Annotated in this window: 26 protein-coding genes; 18 read left to right on the top strand and 8 right to left on the bottom strand. The window is 33.8% G+C overall.

Annotated elements, in window-relative coordinates; all coding sequences use genetic code 11:
* From FBFL15_RS02500 to FBFL15_RS02530, 9 genes are all read left to right on the top strand, one after another.
* Positions 1 to 888 carry an anti ECF-type sigma factor gene (locus FBFL15_RS02500; RefSeq protein ID WP_014083094.1) on the top strand — a complete coding sequence of 296 codons (888 nt, stop codon included), beginning with the start codon at positions 1 to 3 and terminating at the stop codon, positions 886 to 888.
* 336 nt (positions 889 to 1224) lie between these two features.
* Entirely contained in the window at positions 1225 to 1353 is a 129-nt protein-coding gene (locus FBFL15_RS17125; RefSeq protein ID WP_338030123.1) for a hypothetical protein, read from the top strand.
* A gap of 7 nt (positions 1354 to 1360) precedes the next feature.
* On the top strand, positions 1361 to 1816 hold the full coding sequence (locus FBFL15_RS02505; RefSeq protein WP_338030124.1) for a TetR/AcrR family transcriptional regulator: 456 nt from the start codon (positions 1361 to 1363) through the stop codon (positions 1814 to 1816).
* A gap of 14 nt (positions 1817 to 1830) precedes the next feature.
* A complete protein-coding gene (locus tag FBFL15_RS16745; RefSeq protein WP_231847484.1) occupies positions 1831 to 2010 on the top strand; it encodes a hypothetical protein in 180 nt (59 codons plus the stop codon).
* A gap of 16 nt (positions 2011 to 2026) precedes the next feature.
* Entirely contained in the window at positions 2027 to 3169 is a 1143-nt protein-coding gene (locus FBFL15_RS02510) for a TolC family protein (RefSeq protein ID WP_231847485.1), read from the top strand.
* A gap of 25 nt (positions 3170 to 3194) precedes the next feature.
* On the top strand, positions 3195 to 4331 hold the full coding sequence (locus tag FBFL15_RS02515) for an efflux RND transporter periplasmic adaptor subunit (protein ID WP_014083095.1): 1137 nt from the start codon (positions 3195 to 3197) through the stop codon (positions 4329 to 4331).
* A 121-nt stretch (positions 4332 to 4452) separates the two neighbouring features.
* Positions 4453 to 7908 carry an efflux RND transporter permease subunit gene (locus tag FBFL15_RS02520; RefSeq protein ID WP_014083096.1) on the top strand — a complete coding sequence of 1152 codons (3456 nt, stop codon included), beginning with the start codon at positions 4453 to 4455 and terminating at the stop codon, positions 7906 to 7908.
* A gap of 1297 nt (positions 7909 to 9205) precedes the next feature.
* Positions 9206 to 9421 carry a hypothetical protein gene (locus tag FBFL15_RS02525; RefSeq protein ID WP_044032084.1) on the top strand — a complete coding sequence of 72 codons (216 nt, stop codon included), beginning with the start codon at positions 9206 to 9208 and terminating at the stop codon, positions 9419 to 9421.
* Between the two features lie 5 nt (positions 9422 to 9426).
* Positions 9427 to 9798 carry a hypothetical protein gene (locus FBFL15_RS02530; RefSeq protein WP_148267887.1) on the top strand — a complete coding sequence of 124 codons (372 nt, stop codon included), beginning with the start codon at positions 9427 to 9429 and terminating at the stop codon, positions 9796 to 9798.
* Between the two features lie 282 nt (positions 9799 to 10080).
* Here FBFL15_RS02530 and FBFL15_RS02535 read toward each other — a convergent pair whose 3' ends face one another.
* From FBFL15_RS02535 to dnaA, 4 genes are read right to left on the bottom strand one after another with little or no spacing between them, the layout of a single operon-like run.
* Positions 10081 to 10962: an SDR family oxidoreductase gene (locus FBFL15_RS02535; protein WP_044032405.1), complete on the bottom strand. Its 882-nt coding sequence runs from the start codon at positions 10960 to 10962 to the stop codon at positions 10081 to 10083.
* Positions 10963 to 11021: 59 nt separating this feature from the next.
* Positions 11022 to 11507 (bottom strand): hypothetical protein, encoded by a 486-nt coding sequence (locus FBFL15_RS02540; RefSeq protein ID WP_014083099.1) that lies wholly within the window; start codon positions 11505 to 11507, stop codon positions 11022 to 11024.
* Between the two features lie 6 nt (positions 11508 to 11513).
* Positions 11514 to 11981 (bottom strand): low molecular weight protein-tyrosine-phosphatase, encoded by a 468-nt coding sequence (locus FBFL15_RS02545; protein ID WP_014083100.1) that lies wholly within the window; start codon positions 11979 to 11981, stop codon positions 11514 to 11516.
* A 55-nt stretch (positions 11982 to 12036) separates the two neighbouring features.
* The gene (gene dnaA, locus FBFL15_RS02550) at positions 12037 to 13464 is read right to left on the bottom strand and encodes a chromosomal replication initiator protein DnaA (protein ID WP_014083101.1); all 1428 of its coding nucleotides are present in this window, start codon (positions 13462 to 13464) and stop codon (positions 12037 to 12039) included.
* A 187-nt stretch (positions 13465 to 13651) separates the two neighbouring features.
* Here dnaA and FBFL15_RS02555 point away from each other — a divergent pair, with 187 nt between their 5' ends.
* Positions 13652 to 14062 carry an acyl-CoA thioesterase gene (locus FBFL15_RS02555; protein ID WP_014083102.1) on the top strand — a complete coding sequence of 137 codons (411 nt, stop codon included), beginning with the start codon at positions 13652 to 13654 and terminating at the stop codon, positions 14060 to 14062.
* On the opposite strand, the gene FBFL15_RS02560 is transcribed toward FBFL15_RS02555, so the two are convergent.
* From FBFL15_RS02560 to ribD, 3 genes are read right to left on the bottom strand one after another with little or no spacing between them, the layout of a single operon-like run.
* On the bottom strand, positions 14059 to 14673 hold the full coding sequence (locus FBFL15_RS02560) for an IMPACT family protein (protein ID WP_014083103.1): 615 nt from the start codon (positions 14671 to 14673) through the stop codon (positions 14059 to 14061). The genes FBFL15_RS02555 and FBFL15_RS02560 overlap by 4 nt on opposite strands.
* Positions 14673 to 15272 carry an HAD family hydrolase gene (locus tag FBFL15_RS02565; protein WP_014083104.1) on the bottom strand — a complete coding sequence of 200 codons (600 nt, stop codon included), beginning with the start codon at positions 15270 to 15272 and terminating at the stop codon, positions 14673 to 14675. Before FBFL15_RS02565 ends, FBFL15_RS02560 begins: the two co-directional genes overlap by 1 nt.
* Entirely contained in the window at positions 15253 to 16272 is a 1020-nt protein-coding gene (gene ribD, locus FBFL15_RS02570; RefSeq protein WP_014083105.1) for a bifunctional diaminohydroxyphosphoribosylaminopyrimidine deaminase/5-amino-6-(5-phosphoribosylamino)uracil reductase RibD, read from the bottom strand. The genes FBFL15_RS02565 and ribD overlap by 20 nt, the downstream gene beginning before the upstream one ends.
* Positions 16273 to 16427: 155 nt before the next feature.
* Between ribD and FBFL15_RS02575 the strand changes: the two genes are divergently transcribed.
* The 7 genes from FBFL15_RS02575 to FBFL15_RS02605 all read left to right on the top strand — a co-directional run bounded on the left by FBFL15_RS02575 (position 16428) and on the right by FBFL15_RS02605 (position 23688).
* Positions 16428 to 16907, top strand: a complete 480-nt coding sequence (locus FBFL15_RS02575; RefSeq protein ID WP_014083106.1) for a GNAT family N-acetyltransferase — start codon at positions 16428 to 16430, stop codon at positions 16905 to 16907.
* A 14-nt stretch (positions 16908 to 16921) separates the two neighbouring features.
* A complete protein-coding gene (prmC, locus tag FBFL15_RS02580; protein WP_014083107.1) occupies positions 16922 to 17767 on the top strand; it encodes a peptide chain release factor N(5)-glutamine methyltransferase in 846 nt (281 codons plus the stop codon).
* Between the two features lie 9 nt (positions 17768 to 17776).
* Positions 17777 to 18391, top strand: a complete 615-nt coding sequence (locus FBFL15_RS02585) for an FMN-binding negative transcriptional regulator (RefSeq protein WP_014083108.1) — start codon at positions 17777 to 17779, stop codon at positions 18389 to 18391.
* A gap of 87 nt (positions 18392 to 18478) precedes the next feature.
* Positions 18479 to 19582: a glycosyltransferase gene (locus tag FBFL15_RS02590; RefSeq protein WP_014083109.1), complete on the top strand. Its 1104-nt coding sequence runs from the start codon at positions 18479 to 18481 to the stop codon at positions 19580 to 19582.
* Positions 19573 to 20124: an RNA polymerase sigma factor gene (locus FBFL15_RS02595; RefSeq protein ID WP_014083110.1), complete on the top strand. Its 552-nt coding sequence runs from the start codon at positions 19573 to 19575 to the stop codon at positions 20122 to 20124. The genes FBFL15_RS02590 and FBFL15_RS02595 overlap by 10 nt, the downstream gene beginning before the upstream one ends.
* A 131-nt stretch (positions 20125 to 20255) precedes the next feature.
* The gene (gene dgt, locus FBFL15_RS02600) at positions 20256 to 21596 is read left to right on the top strand and encodes a dGTP triphosphohydrolase (protein ID WP_014083111.1); all 1341 of its coding nucleotides are present in this window, start codon (positions 20256 to 20258) and stop codon (positions 21594 to 21596) included.
* A gap of 61 nt (positions 21597 to 21657) precedes the next feature.
* The gene (locus FBFL15_RS02605) at positions 21658 to 23688 is read left to right on the top strand and encodes a ComEC/Rec2 family competence protein (RefSeq protein ID WP_014083112.1); all 2031 of its coding nucleotides are present in this window, start codon (positions 21658 to 21660) and stop codon (positions 23686 to 23688) included.
* A 13-nt stretch (positions 23689 to 23701) separates the two neighbouring features.
* On the opposite strand, the gene FBFL15_RS02610 is transcribed toward FBFL15_RS02605, so the two are convergent.
* Positions 23702 to 24226: a thioredoxin family protein gene (locus FBFL15_RS02610; protein ID WP_014083113.1), complete on the bottom strand. Its 525-nt coding sequence runs from the start codon at positions 24224 to 24226 to the stop codon at positions 23702 to 23704.
* 390 nt (positions 24227 to 24616) lie between these two features.
* Between FBFL15_RS02610 and FBFL15_RS02615 the strand changes: the two genes are divergently transcribed.
* The gene (locus FBFL15_RS02615) at positions 24617 to 25117 is read left to right on the top strand and encodes a hypothetical protein (protein ID WP_014083114.1); all 501 of its coding nucleotides are present in this window, start codon (positions 24617 to 24619) and stop codon (positions 25115 to 25117) included.
* Positions 25118 to 25121 lie beyond the last annotated feature (4 nt).

The following is a 25121-nucleotide window of genomic DNA, read 5'->3' on the forward strand; positions in this document are numbered from 1 at the left end:
ATGGACAATTCCAATCAATTATTTGATCAAATTAAAAAAGCTGTTGAAAAAAACGAAGCACAAACATTTTCTAATGCTGAAAAAGTGTGGCAAAATGTAGCCTCAAAATTAGACCAAGAGCAATTACAAACAGATAAAAAAATGTGGCAAAAATGGGCCGTTGCAGCATCGTTTTTGTTGCTTATAACTATTGGATATCAATCGTTTATAGTAGATAATACAACCACTATAAGTCCTACAAACGATGTGGTGTTGAAAGACAGTTTGCCATTTGAAACCCAAGATACGACACAAGAACCCTCTTTTTTGAAAACGGAAGAAGCGGTGGTTTTGCAAATGCCAAAAAGAAATCCTTTGATTCAAGCAGATGCTGTGCCAGAAGTTGACATGCAACCTGACGAAACCACTCTTGCCATGGCTGCTCCTGATGCAGAAATTGCGGAAGAAAGTAACATATTGAGCAAATCAACGAATCAAAAACTGAAAGTGAACCCTATGTTTTTGAATGGTATTGAAGCTAAAGTTGTAGATGGTGCTGTAAGCGCACAAGACAAAAAAACGCCCCCTTTGGTGGTTATGGACGGCTATCTTCAAAGTGATAGCTTGGAAACAGCAGCAGCAGTAAAGGCTTTTGCCGCATCAAAATCGATAGATTTAGAGGATATTACCATTTTGAATAACCCATTATATATTATAGACGGACATTATTATGACGAAGAATCCCTTTTTGGTACACATCCTACAAGCCCTTATTATCCGTTGAAAAAGCAATTGATAGAAAGTATTTTGATCTTGCAAGATGAAAAAGCAATGGCTAATTATGGCGAAATGGGCAAAAATGGTGTGGTAATTATCAAAACCAAATATGGCAAACCAGTGCATCATTAAATTTATTATTTTTATTATTTTTACCAAAACCTTTTTAGCACAAATAGTAGCTGAAAAGGTTTTTTTTATGGACTTTATTTTATGAAGTTTGATTCATATTTCTTTGCTGTGTGGTGTCTTTGCGAGTTTCATTTCTAGCAAAGTAAACACTTCAACCATTTGGAATGAATTACGTACAGTCATGTAAATGTTTGTATAAAATATAGTCAAAACCCTTATGCAAAACTTAACTTGTGAAAACGGATTAAAAAAACTAGGAAACTTATTTGGTTTTTAAAGTTTCCTTTTGTAATTTTGCCAGCGTAAAATCATATTTTTTTCGATAAAGGTATTAAAATGAAAGACAAAATCATAAAAAATGCAACGGAAATGTTTTTGAAATTAGGTTTCAAAAGTGTAACTATGGATGATATTGCCTCACAAATGTGTATTTCAAAAAAAAACGATTTACAAATATTTTTGTAACAAGGAGTTGCTGATAGAAGAAACAACAAGTACCGTACATACGGAAATCCATCAGAAAATTGCAGACATTGTGGCCCAAAACCACAATGCCATTTCAGAGAATTTTGAAATACTGAAAATGTTTAAAGAAATGTTTCAATCCACAGACAGTTCGCCAGCGTATCAATTAAAAAAGCATTATCCAGACATTTATGAAAACGTAATAAATAAAGAAAAAGATGAATGTAAAACATTGTTTAGAAAAAACATCGAAAAAGGAATTCAAGAAGACTTGTATAGAGCTGAAATTCCAATAGATGCAGCCGTTTTTTTTTATTATTCCTTAATATTTGTGATTAATGAAAATATAAGTTCAGAAAAAGAAGCCAAAAAATTAGAATTGTCAGCACTGGAATACCACATTCGAGCCATTGCAAGTGCCAAAGGAATAGAAGAATTAGAAAAACATATAACCCAGAAATAGAAACAGTATATCCAATGAAAAAAATAATATTCATTACAACAATAAGCTTGTCGTTATGGGGCAATGCACAAGAAACGAGCGCCAATAAGTACCGATTTTCCTTGTCGGAGGCGGTAAATTTTGGTGTGGAACACAATTATTCGATATTGAATGCAAATAAAGATATTGCGGCAGCAAAAGAAAAAAAAGCGTGAAACAACAACTATTGGTTTGCCACAAATAAATGCAGCAATTGGTTATCAAAACAATATTGTTTTGCAAAAATCGTTGATTCCTGCCGAAATTTTTGGAGGACAACCAGGCGAGTTTGCAGAAGTAGCTTTTGGAACCAAACAAAATATGGCTGCTAGTGCAACTTTAAGCCAGTTGTTGTTTAATGGTTCTTATTTGGTAGGACTAGAATCGGCAAAAGTATATTTAAAAATTTCAGAAAATGCAAAAATCAAAACCAATAACGAAATCAAGGAGCTCATTATTGCTTCATATTGCAATGTGTTATTGGCAGAAGAAACGATAGTAATCATCGAAAAAAATAAAATTTCGTTAGAAAAGTTGCTTTTTCAAACAACCGAAACCTATAAAAATGGCCTGATAGAAGAAGAGAATGTAGAGCAGCTTCAAATCACGTTATCATCTGTAAATAACGCTTTAGAAAACATCAAAAGGCAAAAACATATAGCCTTAAATATGCTCAAATTAGTAATGGGCATGTCTATGAATGACGAATTAGCACTTACAGAAAAATTAGAAAAATTAGCCGTTAGTAGTGTCAATTTAGACATTATTAAATCCAATTTTGAGGTAACTAATCATATAGATTACAAGATTCAAGACAATGTAATTAATAGTAACAAATTGTTGGTTAAATTAGAAAAAAGCAAAGCATTGCCTACATTGGCCGCTGCCTACAACATTGGATACAATGCTTTTGGTAATCAATTTAAGTTTTTCTCGGCAGAACAACGCTGGCTAAACTATTCTAATGTTGGGGTTAGTTTGAATATTCCCATATTTAGCAGTTTTGCTAGAAGTTCCAGAACACAACAAGCCAAAATTGCATTGGAACAAGCTCAAACCAAGATGATTCAAACCGAGCAAACCTTAAAACTTCAATTTGAAAAAGCCAAAAGCGACTACGAATACAGTTTGCAACAATTGGTGTTTTCAAAAAACAGTTTGTCATTGTCTGAACGAATTGAACAAAAACAAGAGGTCAAGTTTAAAGAAGGACTTTCGTCGAGTTTTATATTGAACGAAGCCCAAAGACAATTGTATAGCAACCAACAAAATTATTTGCAAGCCTTATTAGATGTCATTGTGAAAAAAGCATCATTAGAAAAAATGTTAAACTAAACTAATCAAAATAAAATAATCAAGTATGAAAAAAATAGTATTACTTACAACCGTTGGATTGGTAATGTTGTCTTGTAACCCATCTGGGAAACCAACAACAGACGACTTATTGAAAACTAAAGATGTAACAGCCATAAAAGCCAAACGAGCTGAAATTCAGGCAGAGTTGAGCAAAATAGACGAGGTTTTAACTAAAATAGAAACCAAAAAAGAGATTGCATTAGTAGCGGTGGCCGCCGTTAGCGATACTGTTTTTCAGCATTATTTAGAAATACAAGGCAATGTAAATACCAAGGAAAACATTCTGATTCAACCCGAAATACCAGGAACTCTTGCAAGTTTAAATGTGAAAGCCGGACAACATGTGGCCAAAGGTCAGGTTTTGGCTCGTGTGGACGACGGAGGAATGAGTCAGCAAGTGGCCAGTTTACAAACACAATATGATTTGGCCAAAACAACTTATGAAAGACAAAAGAATCTTTGGGACCAAAAAATCGGATCTGAAATCCAATATTTACAAGCCAAAACACAAATGATTAGCTTACAAAAATCGGTTGCTCAAGCCAAAGCTGGGTTAAGCAAAACACTTATCAAAGCCCCTTTTTCTGGAACTATCGACGAAGTGTTTGTAGAAAGAGGTCAGGTAGTGGCAGCAAGCATGCAAGGTTTGATGCGAATTGTTAATTTGTCTAACATGTATCTATCCACTTCAGTACCAGAAAGTTATATAGGTAAAATCAAAGTTGGGACAACCGTTGATGTTTTTTTAACATCGCTCAACAAAACTTACAAAGGAAAAGTGCGACAAATTGGCAATTTTATCAATCCAAATAACCGTAGTTTTGGAATAGAGGTAAGTGTGCCAAACACCGATAACTTATTGAGACCCAATCAGGTGGCTAAACTCAAAATTATTGATTATGTAAACCCAAAAGCTATTGTAGTGCCAACAAACATTATTCAAGAAGATGCTCAAAAAAACAAATTTGTATATGTAGTGGCCAATAGCAAAGGTAAAACAGGATTGGCCAAAAAAGTAATGGTACAAACGGGACAATCCTCAGACAATGTAACAGAAATTATAAACGGACTTTCTACCGAAGATTTATTGGTTACAGAAGGTGCCAACACCATTTCTGAAGGGATGCAATTAAATTTTTAGCACTCTGAATTAGAGTAATTGTGTAAAAAAATTTACGGTATAGAATATTTTATTTATTATTAACATCATTTCCTATTGACCCCTAGTAGGAAGTTCCCCTTTTTGGGGTTAGGGGGCTACTATGTCACATCAAAATAAAGAATTCGGCATTTCAAGTTGGGCTGTGGACAATCGAGTAACGGTCTATATTCTTACATTTATAATAGTTGTTGCGGGTTTGATGGCTTATGTCAATATGCCACGGGAAGATTTTCCTGAAATCATCGAAAATAAAATATACATTTCGTCTGTTTTTCCTGGAAATTCTGCCGAAGATGTCGAAAAATTAGTAATCAAACCATTAGAAAAACAAGTCAAAAATATTAGCGGCGTTGCAAAAGTAACATCGAGTTCATTTCAAGATTATGGAATGATTATAGCCGAATTTTCGGACGATGTTTCTATAGAACAAGCCAAGCAAAAAGTAAAGGACAAAGTGGACAATGCCAAAGCCAGCACCGACTGGCCCAATATGGACAACGGCAGCAAGGTAGAGCCTAATGTTTTTGAGCTTAATATTTCTGAAGAAGTACCTATTTTGAACATCAATTTACAAGGAAATTATACGACGCAACAGTTGAAAAAATATGGCGAATTATTGCAAGACGACATCGAAGAGATTTCCGAAGTAAAAAAAGTGGATATCCTTGGCGTAGATGACAAAGAAGTAGAAATAGCTATCGATTTGTTTAAAATGACCGCCGCTCAAGTAACTTTTGACGAAATTCAAAATGCAGTCAAATACGAAAACATGACCCTTTCTGGCGGTAATTTAGCATCGCAAGGTTCTCGAAACAATATTAGAATTATTGGCGAAATCAAAGATCCAAAAGAACTAGAAAATATTGTTGTAAAATCTTTTGGAGGAAGTGTTTATTTAAAAGACATTGCCCAAGTATCGTTCAAAGAAAAAGAAAAAACTACTTATGCTCGAGAAAAAGGTACCGAAGTTGTGATGCTCAACGTCAAAAAACGATCTGGACAAAACATGATTTCTGCCATCGATCAAGTTAAAGAAAAAATCAAAATAGCTCAAGAAAGTTATTTACCCAAAAATTTAAAAATCGAACTCACAAACGACCAATCCTCCAGAGTCGAACACCAAGTAGATGAATTGTCAAACCACATTATATTTGGTATTGTGCTGGTTATGCTTGTTTTAATGTTTACCATGGGATTGCGAAATTCCTTGTTTGTAGGAGCTGCCATTCCTTTGTCTATGATGATTGCCTTTGCCTTTCTTTCAATGTTTGGACTCACGCTCAACACCATGGTGCTTTTCGGATTGGTTATGGGGCTGGGTATGCTTGTAGATGACGGTATCGTAGTAGTGGACAACGTATATGCCAACATGCAAAAAGGCATGACCAAAATTCAGGCCTCCAAAATTGGTATTGGCGAAATTGCTTGGCCGGTTATCTCATCTACAGCAACCACTTTAATGGCCTTTTTGCCTTTTGCACTTTGGCCAGGCACTATGGGAAAATTCATGAGATATTTCCCTATTACATTAACCATTACCCTAACAGCTTCTTTATTTGTAGCCATGGTCATCAATGCCGCCATGACGGGAGGTTCGATGGCTTTAGAAGACAAAAACATTTCTCGCAAGAAACTTAAACAATATTCTATTCTTTTTTTAATAGTCGGATTGTTATTTGCAATTCCAGGTTATACCACATCAAGTAATGTTTTAAAAGGACTTGGACATTTGTTTTTATTTACCATCATTTTCATGTGGGTGTACCACCTCAAAGTGTTTCAATGGACACAAGATTTTCAACATAGTTTTTTTCCAAGAATGGAAGAAAAATACAAAATCTTTTTAGCCAAAATTCTAACTGGTCAAAAAGCCTGGTTGGCCTTAATTGGCATTATTGGTATGTTAGTATTTTCGTTTGTTTTACTAGGGATTTTTCCAAGAAAAATATTATTTTTTCCAGAAAACATACCAAACCAAGTCATTACATACATCGAATTTCCTCAAGGTACAGATATTGAAAAAACCAATAAAGCTACTTATTTTGTCGAAAAACAAGTCATTCAAATACTGTCAAAATACGTAGATCCTAGCACCAACAAAAACTTTTTGGCAGAATCTATCGTATCGCAAGTAGGGGTAGGGGCAGGAAACCCAAATGTAGATGCAGGATCTGCGTCTGAAACACCTTTCAAAGGTAAGGTAACGGTTAATTTTTCTGAATTCAAATTCAGACAAGGTATCGATACCAATACCATTTTAGAAGAAATTCGAGACAAAGTAAAAGGTATAGCAGGGGCAACGGTTACCGTAGAAAAAGATGCCAATGGCCCGCCAGCAGGGTACCCTATTAGCGTGCAACTTACAGGATTAGACTATGACGACATGCTACAAGAAGCCGATAAAATGATTGCCTTTTTAGAGTCGAGAAACATTCCAGGTATCGAAAAATTAAGTGTCGATGTCAATAAAGAAAGTCCCGAACTTGAAGTAAAAGTAGATAGAATAAATGCTGGAAGTATGGGCGTTTCCACGGGGCAGTTAGGATTTAATTTACGTCGATCGGTATATGGACAAGAAATCTCTACCTACAAAGAAGGTGACGATGACTACAACATCGTGATGAGAATGCAAGCCGATCAACGCAAAAACGAAAATGTGCTCTTCAATGAATCTCTGACTTTCAGAAACATGAACAACGGACAAATCATGCAAGTACCCATTTCGGCTATTTCACAAACCCAAAAAACAACTACATACAATCAAATAAAGCGTAAAAATTACAAACGCATCATGACCATTTACTCCAACGTGCTAACTGGGTACAATGGAGACGAAATAACCAAGCAAATCAAAGCCGAACTTCAAAACTACAAAATGCCAAAGAGTATCACCTATTCTTTCTCAGGAGTGCAAGAAGAACAAGGCAAAAATCAAAGCTTCCTAATGTACGCGTTGTTTTTAGCATTAGCGGGTATAACCATCATTATTGTATTACAATTTAATTCGGTGTCCAAAACCGTAGTCATTATGTTTACCGTTTTACTAAGTTTTAGCGGCGTGTTTTATGGCTATGTAATTGCCAATATGGACTTTGTAATCCTCATGACCATGATGGGCATCATATCTTTAGCAGGAGTAGTCGTAAAAAATGGAATTGTATTAATGGACTTTTTCGTCCTTTTGTTAGACAAAAAAGTAGCTGAACAAAAACTAGAAAGCCACGACGATTTGACCCTCGATGAAATAAAAGAAGTCATCATCGAATCTGGAAAGTCCCGTTTGCGACCAGTTTTGCTCACCGCACTAACCGCCATTTTAGGGCTAATACCCCTAGCAATTGGTTTAAATTTCGACTTTTTCACACTCATTTCCGAGCTAAACCCTCACTTTTTTATGGGGGGCGACAACGTCATGTTTTGGGGGCCACTTGCCTGGACTATTATCTTCGGACTTACCTACGCCACCGTACTTACCCTCATCATGGTACCCGTAATGTTCTACCTCGTCAAACGAACCAAGTACAAACTCCGAGACCGAAAAAAGGCCAAAATATAACCCAACTTTTTCAAAAAAATCCGCTTTCAACAAAGCGGATTTTTTTATTGTGTTTCAATCAGCAACACGACACACTTTTTAGTGCATTACCTTTTTTTCAGCCCTTAAAGGACTTTCAATTCACAACAAATCTCAAGGGATACAAAAACCCAGCCCTCTTGTCCTGCAAGGTCTTTTTTTTTAGACCTTGTAGGTCTTACATATTACAACAAATCTCAAAGATAAAAAAGCCAAACACTTGTCCTGCAAGGTCTTTTTTTCAGCCCTTCTAGGACTTTCAATTCATAACAAATTACAAAGGAATCAAAAACCCAACCCTCTTGTCCTGCAAGGTCTTTTTTTTTGGACCTTGTAGGTCTTACATATTACAACAAATCTCAAAGAAAAAAAAGCCAAATATATGTCCTGTAAAGTCTTTTTTTTTAGCCCTTGTAGGACTTACATTTTGCAAAAAATCTTAAATGATTTAAAAAAATTACTAAAATATGTACTACATTTTTTTTATTTATCTCTATTGTAATATTTAAAACAAGAATAGGAGTCAATTTTTCATTTAATTATCATATTTAATTATTCATATTCGCAATTTGAAATCATAAACGACTGTGATGGATTCCTAAATTTAAGAAATAATCCATAATAAGAAACAATTATTCAGACATATTAGATAATGATTTTGTTGTTTATCATTTTTAACTATAAGAAAATGGATTTAAAATTGAAAATAAATAATGGAAAATACTTGAATGGTTCTGATTATAAAAACAAATTCAAGTGAATGTCAGACTTTGAAGCCATTCCTATAACGTCAAACGGTAATCAAAAAGTAATTTTAAAAAATACTCACTTTCAAATTCAAATTTGTGAGCTATATTTTATAAATATATTTGGTATAAATTAAATTTCAATTAAAAATGATAATAAAATGTTGTAAAAAAAAAATAACAATTTGAAAGTATATACTTTAAAAAATTGTATTGTAAAAAAATATGAATCTATTTGAATTAAAGTAAATTAATATAAAAATAAAATTATGAAAAATGGCTTTAGCTAACGGTTTTGAACCCAATGTAAGTTATTCAAAACCTCATTTTGAAAAAAAAGATGTTTTATATAGTTTCGTCAAATGGTGATGGTGGCAAAAAAAATCTAAATTATGAAAAACAGTCGTCGTTTTTTTTAAATTTGTAAAACCAAAAGATACATTTGTTTGTTGAATCTAGCAATTTAAACTTAGTGCTTTTAAATAATAACTTACAAAAATGAAATGCGTTTATTGTTAAATAATTAAAATTTTATGAAAAAATACACAAACGACCTAAAAACTATGGTTGAGGTTGTAATTTTTGCATTATTATGGTTTATAGGCACAACATTGGATAGCCCAATTGTTACCATTATTAGTTTTTTATTTTTTATTTGTTATATCAACTTTATGAGCAGTATTGTTACAGAAAGGGGAGGGTGTATTATGTCCTTTATCCTACTAAAAATGATTGCTATTCAAAAATAACTTTATTGATATTAGGAAGCATACTTTTGGTATCATCTATTGTTATTGTTGTAACAAAAAATAGCCATCAATATGCAATAATTAGTTTTGTATTTGGCTTGCTTTTATTTTTGAATGGTCTATTTGATTTACCAAAAGGGAAGCTGATAATCTGCGACAGCACATTGATAATATCTGGGATAAATGAAAAAATAAACCTTCAAAACCTTAAAGAAATTAACATTTTCAAGGATAGAATCCTTCTTTCTGATGACAATGACAGTGTCAAACGGGTAGATAATGTAGCCTTAGATTTTGTATCGTCAAAGGTAATGGAAAAGTATATTTTAGAAAATACTCAGAATTTTGATTTAAAGGTTATTAACAATCTTCTGTAGTAGCATTTTGATTATTTAAAGTAAAGTCGTTTATTTATGGGATGATTTGTTGTCTAAAAATTACTACTTTGACCAAGATTTGATACAAGTGAGTCTGTTTTTCGTTTATTGAAAATGTTATTGCAATGATAATTTATAAAAAAAACACAGTGATTACTGTGTTTTTTAATATCGATTTTTTAAAATAATTACTTTTATATTTATAAAAAATATAATTTTATCAAAATGGTATGTAATAATGATAAAAGTTAAGTAAGGTAAATATGGTACAACTGTTTTATATCAACTTCCTTTTTTGGCTTTGATCATGGCTTCGAGCATGTCCCACATTTCAGCAGGAATTTGTTCCAAAATATTAAACTGACCTGCTCCTTGTAGCCATTCGCCTCCATCAATAACTACAACTTCGCCATTAATATAAGCTGAAAAATCAGATACCAAGTAAGCTGCAAGGTTGGCTAACTCTTGATGGTCGCCCACCCTACGGAGAGGAACTTTTTTCGACATGTCAAATTTTTCTGCCAAATCACCTGGAAGCAATCTGTCCCAAGCCCCTTTTGTTGGAAATGGGCCTGGTGCTATGGCATTGGATCGAATACCATATTTGGCCCACTCTACGGCCAAACTTTTTGTCATGGCTAATACACCTGCTTTTGCGGTAGCACTCGGCACTACATAGCCCGATCCAGTAAAAGCATAGGTAGTAACGATATTTAGGATGCTCACATTGGTTTGTTTGGCTTGTATCCAATGTTTGCCAAAAGCAAGCGTACAATTTTTGGAGCCTTTCAACACGATGTCTATAATGGTATCAAAGGCATTGGCCGAAAGCCTTTCGGTAGGCGATATAAAATTTCCTGCAGCATTATTTAAAAGCACATCTACTTTGCCAAAGGTTTTTAGTACTTCTTGCAACATGTTTTCTACTTGGTCATAGTGGCGTACGTCGCAAGCAATAGCCAAACATTTGCCAGCAGTTTTACTTTCAAGTTCTTGAGCTGTTTTTTGAAGTTTTTCAATATCTCTGGAAGTAATGGCTACAGCAGCACCAAGTTCTAAAAAATATTGTGTCATGGCTTTGCCAAGTCCGCTGCCTCCACCCGTAACTACTATAACTTTGCCTGATAACGCATCGTCTCTAAGCATTTTTGCTGAATAATTAATCATCTTATTGGATTTAGTATTTCAACAAAATTAGGTCTTTTTTTTTAAATATTATTAAATTAAGGCATTATTTCTTCAGCATCTGAAATCACAAAGTGTTTTTTAAAATAAGCATCAAAACAATCTAGGTTTGCAAAATTTTTGGGTGTGTTTATAAATGAGGTGTTTTTACCCCTTTTCAAAACAAAATCTTCCAAATGGTTATTGGTGTTGTTATCGCCTTCGCTTTCAAATACAATATCACTTACTTCAACGGTATAGCTGCCGTTTTGGGTTGTTACTTTAAAATTAAAATCAAAATATTGTTCCATATAAAAACTACTGCCTTTGCAAGTACAATTTACTTTGTTTGATTTGCCTGCATTTTCGTTTTTACGAATAAAATACCGAGGATTGTTTTTGGCAATGGCCGTTAGCACTTGCTGTTCTGCTGTTTTAAAGGTTGTTTTCCAAGTTAATCGGCCTTCGTTTACAGTAAAATGTTTGTTTTGAGCCTGACTATTTTCAATGACAAATAGTGAAATTACAAGTATAAAGTATTTCATTTTCAATTATTTAGCGGATTGCGTTAGTTGTTTTGCAATGGCAGTTGTAGCCTCGTCAAGTAGTTGGAATACCTTTTCAAAACCGTGCATTCCATCATAATAAGGGTCTGGCACTTCGTGGTTTTGATTGGGGTAAATGGCATTCAAAATCAACGAAACCTTTTGTTGATAGGTTTTGTTTGTAGTAAGGCTTAAAATGTTTGTCAAATTGGTTTTGTCCATTACAAAAATATGGTCAAATGTTTCAAAATCGGCCTCTTGAAATTGTCTTGCGCTTTGTTGGCTAATGTCTATGTTGTATTTTGCTGCCACTTCTATAGATCGTTTGTCGGGTTTTTGTCCTGTATGCCAATGTCCAGTACCAGCCGAATCTACTTCAAATACTTCGGATGGTAACTTGGATTTTAATAGGCCTTCTGCCAATGGCGACCGGCAAATATTGCCTAAACAGATCATCAATACGTTGGTTTTCATAGTGTTAATTATGCTATTTTAATACATAATGGATAAAATAGGTATTGGAACATTTTTATAAAGACAATTTTTTATTGATTTCATCTACATATTTTTTAAACTCTTTGTCTGTAGAGAGCAAGTTGTCCACCGTTTTGCAAGCATGTAACACTGTTGCGTGATCCCTATCGCCAATTTGTGAACCAATATTGGCTAACGATGACTTGGTATATTTTTTTGCAAAAAACATGGCCAATTGTCTTGCTTGTACAACATGACGTTTTCTGGTTTTGGATTGTAATGTAGGTAAATCGATTTGGAAATATTCTGTAATGGTTTTTTGAATAAAATCAATTGAAATTTCTTTTTTTACATTTTTAACAAATTTTTCAACCACATTTTTAGCCAAATCTAAATTGACTTCTTTCTTGTTGAGTGTAGATTGTGCTATCAATTGAATTAATGCACCTTCTAGTTCTCTTACGTTTACTTTGATGTTTTTTGCTAAAAATTCAATAATATCTTTTGGAATTTCTACGCCATCTCGGTATAATAAATAGTTTAAAATGGCTACTCTGGTTTCAAAATCGGGTTGGTGAATTTCTGCAGACAAACCCCATTTGAATCGAGAGAGCAATCGTTGTTCAATGTCTTGTAAATCAACGGGTGCTTTGTCTGATGTTAAAATGACTTGCTTGTGGTTTTGATGCAAATAATTAAAAATATGGAAAAACACATCTTGTGTACCAGATTTTCCCGAAAAATACTGTACATCGTCAATAATCAATACATCTATCAATTGGTAAAAATGTATAAAATCATTACGATTATTTTTACGAACTGCATCAATATATTGTTGCGTAAAAATTTCGGCTGAAATGTACAATACGGTTTTTTCTGGAAATTTTTCTTTGATTTCAACCCCAATTGCATGAGCCAAATGCGTTTTTCCTAAACCATTTCCGCCAAAAAACAACAACGGATTGAATGAAGTACCGCCAGGTTTATTGGCAACTGCCAATCCTGCGGAGCGAGCCAAGCGGTTGGATTCTCCTTCCATAAAATTATCAAAAGTATAATTGATATTGAGTTGCGACTCTATTTTAAGGTTTCTAATACCTGGAATTACAAATGGGTTTTTAAGTTCGGGATTCAAACTTTTTGTTGGGGTGTCCACTTCTTGAGCCTTGAGGGCTGCCCTGTTCATACTTGGCAATTGTTCCGTAAATGGTTTTTTGTTTCCCAAAGTTTGCTCCATCTTGATTTTATAGAGTAACTTTGCGTTTTTTCCGAGTTCTTTGGTAAGGGCAACTTTTAACAATTCAACATAATGTCCTTCTAGCCATTCGTAAAAAAATTTACTTGGCACTTGAATGTACAATGCGTTGTCAGTTAATTCTACTGCGTTAATTGGTTCAAACCAAGTTTTAAATGCTTGATCTGGAATGTTGTCTTTTATAAATACCAGACAATTTTCCCATACCGATTGAGCAGTTTTGTTCATAATAGATAGATTGAATTATTATTTTATTTTTTTTAAAATCGTTAATAAATAGGCTAATTTTTTGGTTATTTTTGGGGTAACAAATATGTGAACAATTTTCTGTTTAAAAAAATAAATAGGGATTGTTTTTTTAAAAAAAATGTTGTAAAGAATCATTAAAATTAATGTTGAATTTAAAAATAAATTTATGCCAGTACACGAAGTACAAGTTAGAGTTAGATACTCCGAAACCGACCAAATGGGGGTTGTTTATCACGGTAATTATATACCATATTTTGAAATTGGAAGAGTAGAATGGCTTAGAAATCAGGGAGTTTCGTATAAAAGTCTAGAAGAAAGCGGTATTGCATTGCCAATTGTATCCATGACACTCAATTATAAAAAACCTGCCCGATATGACGACTTGCTAACCATCAAAACCAAGTTCAAAAGTCAGTCGTCTGTTAAGATAGAATTTGATTGTGAAATTTGGAGCGAAGCCCATGAGTTATTAACAACGGCACAGTTTATTTTGGTATTTGTCGATCTAAAAACTGGTCGTCCAACGACTCCTCCCGATGCTATTGCTCTTATTTTAGCCCAATATAACAACCTTTAATTCGGGTCTGTTGAACGAATGTCTATTTCAAACAGTTGATTAAAAATGTCGAATATTGCTTCGGCATTTTTTTTTCGGGTAGCTATTTCTATCTCACAACTCATGTCCATTTTTTGAGCTATTACATCTAAGTTTTTTTCTTTGATTATCCGCATTACCCGATTCATGTTTTTGTAATCAAACGAAATGATATAATGAATATTTATGGTTTTTTCAACTATTTCAGCCGCTTCAAGGCTCATTTGTGCCGCTGTTTTATATGCAGCCATAAGCCCCCCAACGCCTAATTTTATTCCGCCAAAAATACGTACTATCACTATCAATATATTGGTTAATTGGTGCGATTGTATTTGTCCATATATAGGCAAACCCGCACTATTACTAGGCTCGCCATCATCATGAGCCCTAAAATAGGGCACTGCTGTTCCTATTTGAAAAGCATAACAAAAATGAACCGCATGAGGGTGTTTTTTTCGCAATGGTGCAATGTGTTTTTTTACATCGTCTTCATTTTGTATGGGAAAAGCATAGCCGTAAAACTTACTGTTTTTTTCCTTAAACAATACCTCTTGCGATGGATTTGTAATTGTTTTATAGGTATCTGAAGTCATTATTGTAATTTTTTTTCAAATAATGATACCACATCTTCTTGCCCTACTTGCAAGTTCCAAACGCTAATACCCAACTGGGCTGCTGCATCGGTATTGGCTTTTTTGTCATCTATAAATAACGTTTTTTTGGGATTCAAACCATTGTCCTGTAATACATGTTGGTATATTTCCAAATCGGGTTTTCTCATTTTAAGATCAAAAGAAAAATATATTTTTTTAAAACATTGGTAAAATTCTTTTACAAATGTTGCGGGTGTTTGGCTTTCAAAATAGGCAATATGTATGGCATCGGTATTGGATAATAAGTACAAATCATAGTTTTGACTTAATTTTTTTAAAAAATCCAATCGATAAGTTGGGAAATCGCCCAAAATGGTATTCCATGCTGCTTTAATATCGGATAAACTTGCATTTGGAATGTGTTTTTGAAATGTTTCTAAAAATGTTAGCTCGTCTATAGTGCCTTTTTCAAAAGCATCGTTGGCCGATGCTATGATGATTTCATAATTTTGTAAACCTAATTTTTCAAAGGCAAGTTGGGTTTGTCTTCTATTCAAATTGATGAGTACATCGCCAAAATCAAAAATGATTGCTGTCATGATTATAACCTATTAAAAGTTCGTCTTCTAAAATATATTGTTTTTCAAAATGAATAGTGTTCAAATAAGGTGCTTTTGTGCCTTTGCCAAAAATTGTAGTCCCTTTAAAAATTCGGGCTTCGTCCCACAAATTGGCTTCAATAAAGGTGTTCAACGTTTGTAATCCGCCTTCTATAATTACGGATTGGATGTTTTTTTGATATAAAAATTGGGCCAACTGCGGGGCAATTGATTGACTAAAATCCAAGTCGTTTGCTGTAATTACTATTGTTGGTGCGGCTCCATCCATAATGTTTGAAGTAGCTGGAATACGCTGTTTTTGGTCTAATGCAATTCTAATAGGTTGATTTCCAGTCCAGTTTCGTGCCGTAAGTTGCGGATTGTCTATCAACACTGTTTGAGTTCCCACTAATATACTTTGCTCCTCGGTTCGCCATTTATGCACCCATTGTCGGGACATTTCATTGGTTATCCACACGGGTTGCCCCAACTCTTGGTGTGCGGGTGCTAAAAAACCGTCTCGACTCTCGGCCCATTTCAATATAATGTATGGTCGATGCCGTTTGTGAAACAAAAAAAAACGTTTGTTGAGGGTATTGCAAGCTTTTTCTAATACACCAACTGTTACATTTCTACCTGCTTCAACCAATTTTTTTATGCCATTGCCCGACACTTTTGCAAATGGATCTACGGTGCCAATAACAATATTAGGAATGTTTTTTGCAATAATCAAATCAGCACAAGGAGGTGTTTTTCCAAAATGACTACAAGGCTCCAAACTAACATAAATAGTAGCTTTTGATAATAATTCAGTGTTTTTTACAGATTGGATAGCCATCACTTCTGCATGTGCTTCGCCCGCTTTTTGATGCCAACCTTCGCCAATTATCCGATCTTCAAAAACAATGACACTACCAACCAATGGATTAGGATATGTTGTACCTAAACCCCTTTGGGCTAGTTGAACGCACCTATTCATATATTTTTCGTGTGTTTTCATTCGTATAAAATGTATTGTTTTGCAACCATCAATAAGTAATCGTTTTTTAATAAAATGGTGTTTGCTTGTGCAAACTTGTTGCTGATGGCGTTTTCTTTTGGCAAAATTAGTTATTTTTGTCAAAAAATGGAAGCTAATTTTAAGAATTAAAAAACATGATACAGCTTAGAGCTATTTTGCCAAAAGACAATCCAGAAGTTAAAGCCATTGTTCAACAGGTACTCATGGAAATGGGAGCACCCAAAGTGGGAACTGCTTATGCCGACCCCTTTTTAGGATCGATGTATGAAAACTACAACAAACCCCGCCATGCTTATTTTGTGATAGAAAGCAACAGTCAAATTATTGGTTGTGCGGGTGTTGGCCAGCTAGAAGGGGCTATTGAAACAGTATGTGAATTGCAAAAAATGTACTTTTTGCCACAAGCCAGAGGCAAAGGTTTGGGTACTCAAATGATGCAACTTTGTTTGGAAAAAGCAAAAGCTTTTGGATACGAAAAATGTTATTTGGAAACCATGCCCTATATGCAAGATGCTCAAAAATTGTATTTAAAATCGGGATTTACCTATTTGGACCAACCGATGGGCTGCACGGGACACACCTCTTGCCCCGTTTGGATGATCAAAGCGTTATAATTTTTTTGAACAATATGAAAATAAAGGAATATCAATCGTTTTTTCATGAGTCGTTAAAAGGGCTATATGATGCAATGGAAATAGCGCATTTTTTTTACTTGATTTTAGAACAAAAACGACAGCTCCGCAGGGTCGATTTGGCACTAGAACCACATTTGACTTTTTCTGCTATTGAAATCAAGGAGTGGCATATCATTTTGGACCAACTCTTACAACAAAAACCCATTCAATATATTTTGGGAACTACTTCCTTTTATGGCATGGATTTTTTGGTTAATGAAAATGTTTTGATTCCAAGGCCAGAAACGGAAGAATTGGTAGATTTAATTTTGAAAAAAAACCCATCAAAAAAACCCATCAAAATATTAGATGTTGGTACAGGATCGGGGTGTATTGCTATTGCACTTGCAAAGAATGGAATTCATTATCAGGTTACAGCCCTTGATGTTTCAGAAAAAGCTTTGGCTATAGCACAACAAAATGCGACTTCAAATGGGGTGTCCATTCAGTTTTGGCATCAAAATATTTTAGATTGTGATGATTTGGGGCAAAATTTTGACATCATTGTATCAAATCCCCCTTATGTAAGACAACTTGAAAAAGCCGAAATGCACCAAAATGTTTTAGGATACGAACCCGCTTTAGCCTTATTTGTTTCAGACGAAAAACCATTAGTATTTTATGAAAAAATAACACAACTGGCACAAAAAAATCTTACGCCTGAAGGCCAGTTGTTTTTTGAAATTAACCAATATTTAGGGCCTGAAATGGTGGTTTTATTGGAACAACATCATTTTCAGAACGTAACGCTCTTAAAAGATATTTATGAAAATGACAGAATCATTTATGGCACTAAATAATATGTAACTATGTATATACCAGAAATTTACAAAAACGAAAATCAACAAGAAATTGCCCAGTTTATAGCCGACAACGGATTTGCAATTTTAATTAATCAAACCAATGGCAAACCATGGGCAACGCACGTTCCGCTTTTGCAAACCGAAAATGAACAAGGGGAACCGGTATTGGTAGGGCACTTGTCTAAAGGGAACCCTCAAGCCAAACAATTTAAAGAGGATGAATTGGTTTTGGCTGTTTTTTCAGGGCCTCACTGTTATATTTCCTCTTCGTGGTACGACCACGAAAATGTGCCAACATGGAATTATGAAGCCGTGCATGTATATGGAAAAGTTAGGGTTTTGGACGATAAAAAAGGATTGGAAATTCTGAAAAAACTAGTTGATAAATATGAAAAAAACAGCGAAAATCCTGTACGAGTTGAAAATTTATCTCCAAGAACCATGATGGAAGCTCGGGGCATAACCAGTTTTGAAATAGCCATTACGGCAATAGAAGCAGTTCATAAAATGTCGCAAAACCGGGATGCAGCAAATAAAAAACGAATTATTCAAGAATTAGAAAAAACCAACGATCCACAAGCCCATTTGGTGGCACAAAAAATAAAGCAATGCCCTTTTTAATTTTTTAAAAAAAACAGCTTAAATGAAGCCTAATAATAAGGAATTTTGTATTTTTGCCCTGCTTTTTCAAAAGTTTATAAAACTATTATGGATGTAATTTTTTTCTTGTTTATAGCGGTTATTGTAATTCAGTTTTCATATTATGTTATCGTATTTGGAAAATTTGTATTTGCCAAAAAAACAACACTTTCGCCCAAAAAAGTTGCCGTTTCGGTGCTTGTATGTGCCAAAAATGAAGCTGAAAATGTCAAAAAATTCATTCCTTTATTAATCAATCAGGATTACCCTGATTACGAAATTGTATTGATAGACGATGATTCAAATGACGATACCCTCGATATTTTTGAAGGTTTTGAAAAGGAAAATCCTAAAATTAAACTCGTAAAAGTTGCCAATGTAGAAGCCTTTTGGGGCAACAAAAAATATGCCCTAACCCTAGGCATCAAAGCAGCCAAGAATGATTATTTGTTATTTACAGATGCCGATTGCTACCCAAAAACAACCCATTGGATTACTGAAATGACAGCACATTTTGAGCCTGAAAAAACTATAGTTTTAGGCTATGGAGGTTATGAAACAATGGAAGGATCGTTTTTAAATAAAATCATCCGATTGGAAACTGTATTAACAGCCACCCAATATTTTTCGTGGGCCAAATGGGGCAAACCCTATATGGGAGTGGGGCGGAATATGGCCTACCATCGGTCGGAATTTTTCAATCAAAATGGGTTTATTAATCATATCAAATTGCGTTCGGGCGATGATGATTTGTTTATAAACGAAGCAGCTACTGCCAACAACACTGCAATATGTTGTACAGAAGGCAGTTTTACATATTCAAAACCCAAAACCACCTTTGCATCGTGGATTTTTCAAAAACGAAGACATTTGACCACCGCTTCCTATTACAAACCGTTTGACAAATTGCAGTTGGGCTTATTTTATTGCTCGCAATTGCTGTTTTTTATTTTGTCGATCATTTTGTTAGCTGTATCATTTCAATGGCAAATAGTATTAGGATTGATCGCTTTTAGGTATTTATCAGCTTGGTTATCAATAGGTTATGCTACAAAAAAACTCAAAGAAAAAGAAATAATATTATGGTTTCCCATACTTGAAGTGGTATTGATAGTAGCACAATTGCATATTTTTTTATCAAATTTAATTTCAAAACCCATCCGTTGGAAATAAAAACCCACATCGAAAAAGCTCAAAATGGCGATCAAGTAAGTTTTACTTTTTTGCTAGATCATTATTGGAACGAAGTATATGGTTTTATGCTAAAACGTACAGAAAATGAAACCGATGCCGAAGACATAGCCATTGAAACATTTTCAAAAGCATTTGATAAAATAGCGACATATAATTCAGAATATCAATTTAATACATGGTTAATTGCCATTGCAAAAAATGTGCATATTGATATGCTTCGCAAAAAAAAATCAGCCCATTTTATCGAAATTTCAGAACACGAAAACCAACAAGCTTACAATGTGGCCGACACCACACCCTCTGCCGAAGATGAATTGATTATGGAACAAAATTTATCGAGATTGTTACGGTTTATTAAAGAATTGAAACCTCATTATCAGGAGGTGATTCAATTACGGTATTTTCAAGAAATGAGTTATCAAGAAATTGCAGATCAACTCAATGAACCCCTTAATAATGTGAAAATCAAAATTTTGAGAGCAAAAAAATTATTATTGGAAGTAATTGAAAATAAAAAATAGATTTTTAATGTCGAAATAACAAAAATGTTAATAGAAGTGTCATGATACCTTGAATGATTTTGTCATTACAGGTTTCATACAAAGGGGCATTACAACATCAACTACTGATTTTATAACTAAAAAAAAATGCTATGAATTGGGAACAATTACTTTCTTTAAAACGCTTTGGCGATACTACCAAACGCTTGAGGATAGAACAAGACGATACACGAAATGGATTTGAAGTGGACTATGACCGCATCATTTTTTCGGCTGCCTTTAGAAGTTTGCAAGACAAAACACAAGTAATACCACTATCTAAAACAGATTTTGTTCATACACGACTTACACATAGTTTAGAAGTATCTGTTGTTGGAAGGTCGATTGGTCGATTGGTAGGTAAAAAAATTATTGAAAAACATCCTTATTTACAAAAAGTTTATGGCTATCAACCAGACGATTTTGGAGCCATAGTTGCTGCTGCCTCATTAGCACATGATATTGGAAATCCTCCATTTGGACATTCGGGAGAAAAAGCCATAGGCGAATATTTTTCTATTGGCAATGGGCAACAATTTAAAAAACAGTTGGATGACAAACAATGGCAAGATTTGATTGATTTTGAAGGAAATGCCAACGGTTTTTCGGTGCTTACGGCTAGTAGGCCTGGAATTTCGGGTAGTTTACGACTTACGTATGCCGTTTTGGGGGCTTTTATGAAATATCCAAAAGAGAGTTTACCCAAAAAACCTACACCACATATTGCCGACAAAAAATATGGTTTTTTTCAAAATGATAAAGCATTTTTTAAAGAAATAGCTCAGGAGTTAGGCCTTATGGCTAATAAAACAGGTCGAGATATTGGATTTGAGCGGCATCCGTTGGCTTATTTGGTAGAAGCTGCAGACGATATTTGCTATACCATTATTGACTTTGAAGACGGTATCAATTTAGGTGTTATATCTGAAGATTATGCTTTAGAATATTTAATTAAATTAGTTAAAAACACAATTGATGTGCCAAAATACAATACATTATCTACAAAAGAAGATCGAATTAGCTATTTGAGAGCATTGGCCATTGGCAATTTAATTTCAGATGCTGTTCGGGTGTTTATAGACCATGAAGCGGCTATTTTAGAAGGTAAATTTCCGTTTTCGCTTATGGACAAAAGCCTTTATAAAGCCCAAATGAATGATATCATTCAATTGAGTGTCAAAAATATTTATCAAAGTAGAGAAGTTGTAGAAAAAGAAATTGTAGGTTATAAAATTATTCAAACACTTTTAGATAAGTTTATAGTAGCATTTAATAATCAATACGAAGGAAAAAGCTCTAGTTATGACGAACTTGTATTTCAACTTTTACCAGAAAAATACCATTTAGAAAAACATTCTCTATATGAAAGATTATTACATATTTGTCATTTTATATCTCTTTTGACAGATGGAAATGCTTTGAAAATATTTGAAAAAATAAATGGAAAAATGTAAATAGTAGTTATTGTTTGTTTAAAATAATTCTTATTTTTGAAATTATTTTAAGTCTATAACCATGAAATTTCTTGATTTTCCGTTAGCTAGAATTACATTGTTTTTTGTATTTGGAGTTTTTTGTTCACAATTTTTTCAACTTTCTCTGCCTTCTATTGGAGTTTTGTTGCTTTGTTGTTTTGTTTTATTGTGCATAACATTTTATTTATCAAATAAAGATGTGTTTCAGAAAATGTATTTTGGCCTTAGTGTTGTGTGGATGGCATTTTGGATAGGATTTGGCACGGTTATGTTGCATAACGAAAATAATTACAAAAGACATTTTACACACAATGTTATTTCTGCAGAAAAAGACCATTTTTTAGAATTTAAAATTGCCGAAAAAATAAAATCCTCAACAAATTACAACCGATATGTTGGTCAGATGCAGCAAATAAATGGTCAATCGTGTTTTGGAAAATTCATTGTCAATATCAGTAAAGACAGCGTTTCGGATATAGAATTTCAAGTAGGTACGACAATCAAAGTGCATGCAGCCATTTCGAATGTTCAAAAAACAAAAAATCCCAGCACGTTTGATTATGCTCAATATTTGAAAAACAAACAAATTTATGGTCAAATATTTATTTCGTTACCTATAATACAATACCAGTCAAAACCTACAAAAAGTATAACTTACTATGCTCAATCTATCCGAGATCATATTGAAAAAAACCTATACACCAATGGGTTGAGAGGTAATGATTTGGCTGTTGTAATGGCATTAATATTAGGACAGCAACAAGACATTTCGCAAGAGTTGGTTCAGGATTATCAAGCGGCAGGTGCCGTACATATCTTGTCGGTTTCGGGTTTACACGTAGGGCTTATCATGTGGTTTATCACGTTTATTTTGAGTCCCATCTCAAACACACCCAAAGGCCGATTTACAAAACTAATTATCTTGCTTTTGATGCTGTGGGCTTATGGTTTTTTAGCTGGTTTTGCCCCCTCCATTTTGCGGTCGGTGGTAATGTTTTCATTTGTTGCCGTAGGAAAATATTTGGGCAGATGCGTTAATTTTTATCATACATTATTGGTGTCTATGTTACTCATTTTATTGTATGACCCATTTTTTTTGTTTGATATTGGCTTTCAATTAAGTTATATTTCGTTGTTTTTTATTGTATGGATGCAACCCTTGTGGGATTCTGTTTGGGAACCTCAAAATCCATACCTCAAAAAATATTTCTGGGACGTTTTTACTGTTTCTACCTCGGCTCAGTTGGGCACTTTTCCATTAAGTTTGTATTATTTTCATCAATTTCCAGCGCTTTTTTTGGTTACAAACTTGTTGGTTTTGCCATTAATTGCTATTTGTATGGCTATTGGTGTCCCTGTTTTGATAATGGCCGCATGTAATTTTGTGTCGCATTTTTGGCTCATGATTTTGAAATTTTTCATAGCATTACTCAACCAAATCATCAGTTGGGTTGCCTCATTTGAAACGTTTGTGTTTTCTAATATCCCTTTGCATAAATGGGTGATGCTTTCCTTGTATTTGATGCTTGTAACTTGGATAATTTGTTTCAAAAAAAGGCACTTCAAAACTATAAGAGCAGGGTTGATCAGTATTTTAATTTTTCAATTGACTTTGTTTTATACCAAATACCATTTGACTTCAAATGCAGAAATGGTTGTATTTGATACCTGGAAACAAAGTATAGTTGTATGCAAGTACCAGCACGATTTGAAGTGTTATATGTCTGATACTATTAATAAAAAAAGCTTTAATCTTGTACAAAATTATGCAATGGATCATTATTGTAATATACAAAACAAAAATACACTTCCTGATGTGTTAAGTTTTAATAACAAAAAAATATTTATACTACAAAATGATAAGTATTATCCTGAAATAGCACCAGATATTTTGTTGTTAGTACATTCGCCCAAAGTCAATTTAGAAAGATACTTGTTGTATTGTAAGCCCAAAATGGTGGTTGCAGATGGGTCTAACTATAAGTCGGCAATTCAATTATGGAAGCAAACCTGCCAAAAAGCCAAAATCCCTTTTCATGCCACTGCCGAAAAGGGATATTTTAAACTTTAGTTTGAAATCAGCTTTATTTTTTCTTATTTTTCTTTGCTTGTTTTTGGTCTTTTTTGGTGGCTTTTTGAACTTTTTTAGTGTTATTTTTCAAAATCTCTTCAGCTCCTTTCAACCATTCTGAAGGGCCGCCTGCTACGTAACCTGTTTTGCCAATTTGTTCAAAATTAATTTTCCCTTCTTTCAAAGAGGCATTGGCAAAACAAATGGTAGGATAACCTTGTATGCCAAAAACTTGTTGCAGTTGTTGGTTTTGAGCTTTTATTTGATCTGCTTGTGGTGTTCGTTTTGGGTAATCCAATTCTACCAAAACTACATTTTCTTTTGCCCAAATGGCAAATTCAGGGGTTTTCAAAACCTCTTTTTGCAATCGGATGCACCACCCACACCAGTCGCTACCGGTAAAAAACATCAACATAGGTTTGTTGGTTTTATTGGACACTTCAATGGCTTTATCGATACTGGTTTCCCAAAATAATTCTTGAGACTGTCCGATAATTGTTGTTAAAAATAAGATTAAGGATAAAATTTGTTTCTTCATGTTTGTTTTTATTTGAGTTCAAGTTCCTATGCAAAGTTCAAAAGTACAAAAAAAAATGTTTTTAAAACAATTCATGTCGTTTTTTATTTGTTGAATAAACATTGCCAAAAATAGGGATATAAGCAACAAATAGACCTTTTCAATTATTGGTTTGAATACTATAATGAACAAAAATAGTGAATATGCAAAATGGATAGATTAAAATAGAAAAAATACAAGAAAAATTTGGTTTTGAAATTAAAATTGACATCAAAGTACCGTTGTCTCAAAACAAAGTACCATTGTCTCAAAACATTTTTTAACAGCAAGTAACTGTAATAGTTTTGGTGAAAATTTATAACGGGAAGCCGAAAACGAACAGAGTAGGCAACATTAAAAAAATATTTTATTATGAAAATAATTAAATTAAAACAAATTTTCTTAGGCTTGGTACTTCTGCTAAGTTTAGGGATGTGGGGTCAAAAAAATGCTAGTAAAGATTCCATTATTTTAAAATCGGCATCAGAATTCAAAAATGCCATTAAAAAAATTAAAGCGCCTGATTACCCTAATGGGAATTGTTTTTCAGTAACCATCAGCAGAAGTGGCGGTCGATTACCAAATGGTGGTTATTGGGTGAGTATGTTTAGAAAAGAAATTAAACTTACTATACAAAATGGTTGGAATTTAAGACCAACTAACTGGCCTTCAAACATTAGGGTAATTAGTTCAACAAGTGTTGGGAACATCCATACTTATGTGTTAGAATCAACTGTTACTGGAACGTTTAATTTACCAATAATGTTACAAAACGGTTCAGATTATCCTTGTTATGGGAATATTGAAATTTACTTGCAAGCCGAAGCACAATTACTAAAGAAAACAATGGATACAAGCCCGAGAACTCCATAACAAA

It is taken from the genome of Flavobacterium branchiophilum FL-15, from assembly GCF_000253275.1.
Lineage (GTDB): Bacteria > Bacteroidota > Bacteroidia > Flavobacteriales > Flavobacteriaceae > Flavobacterium > Flavobacterium branchiophilum.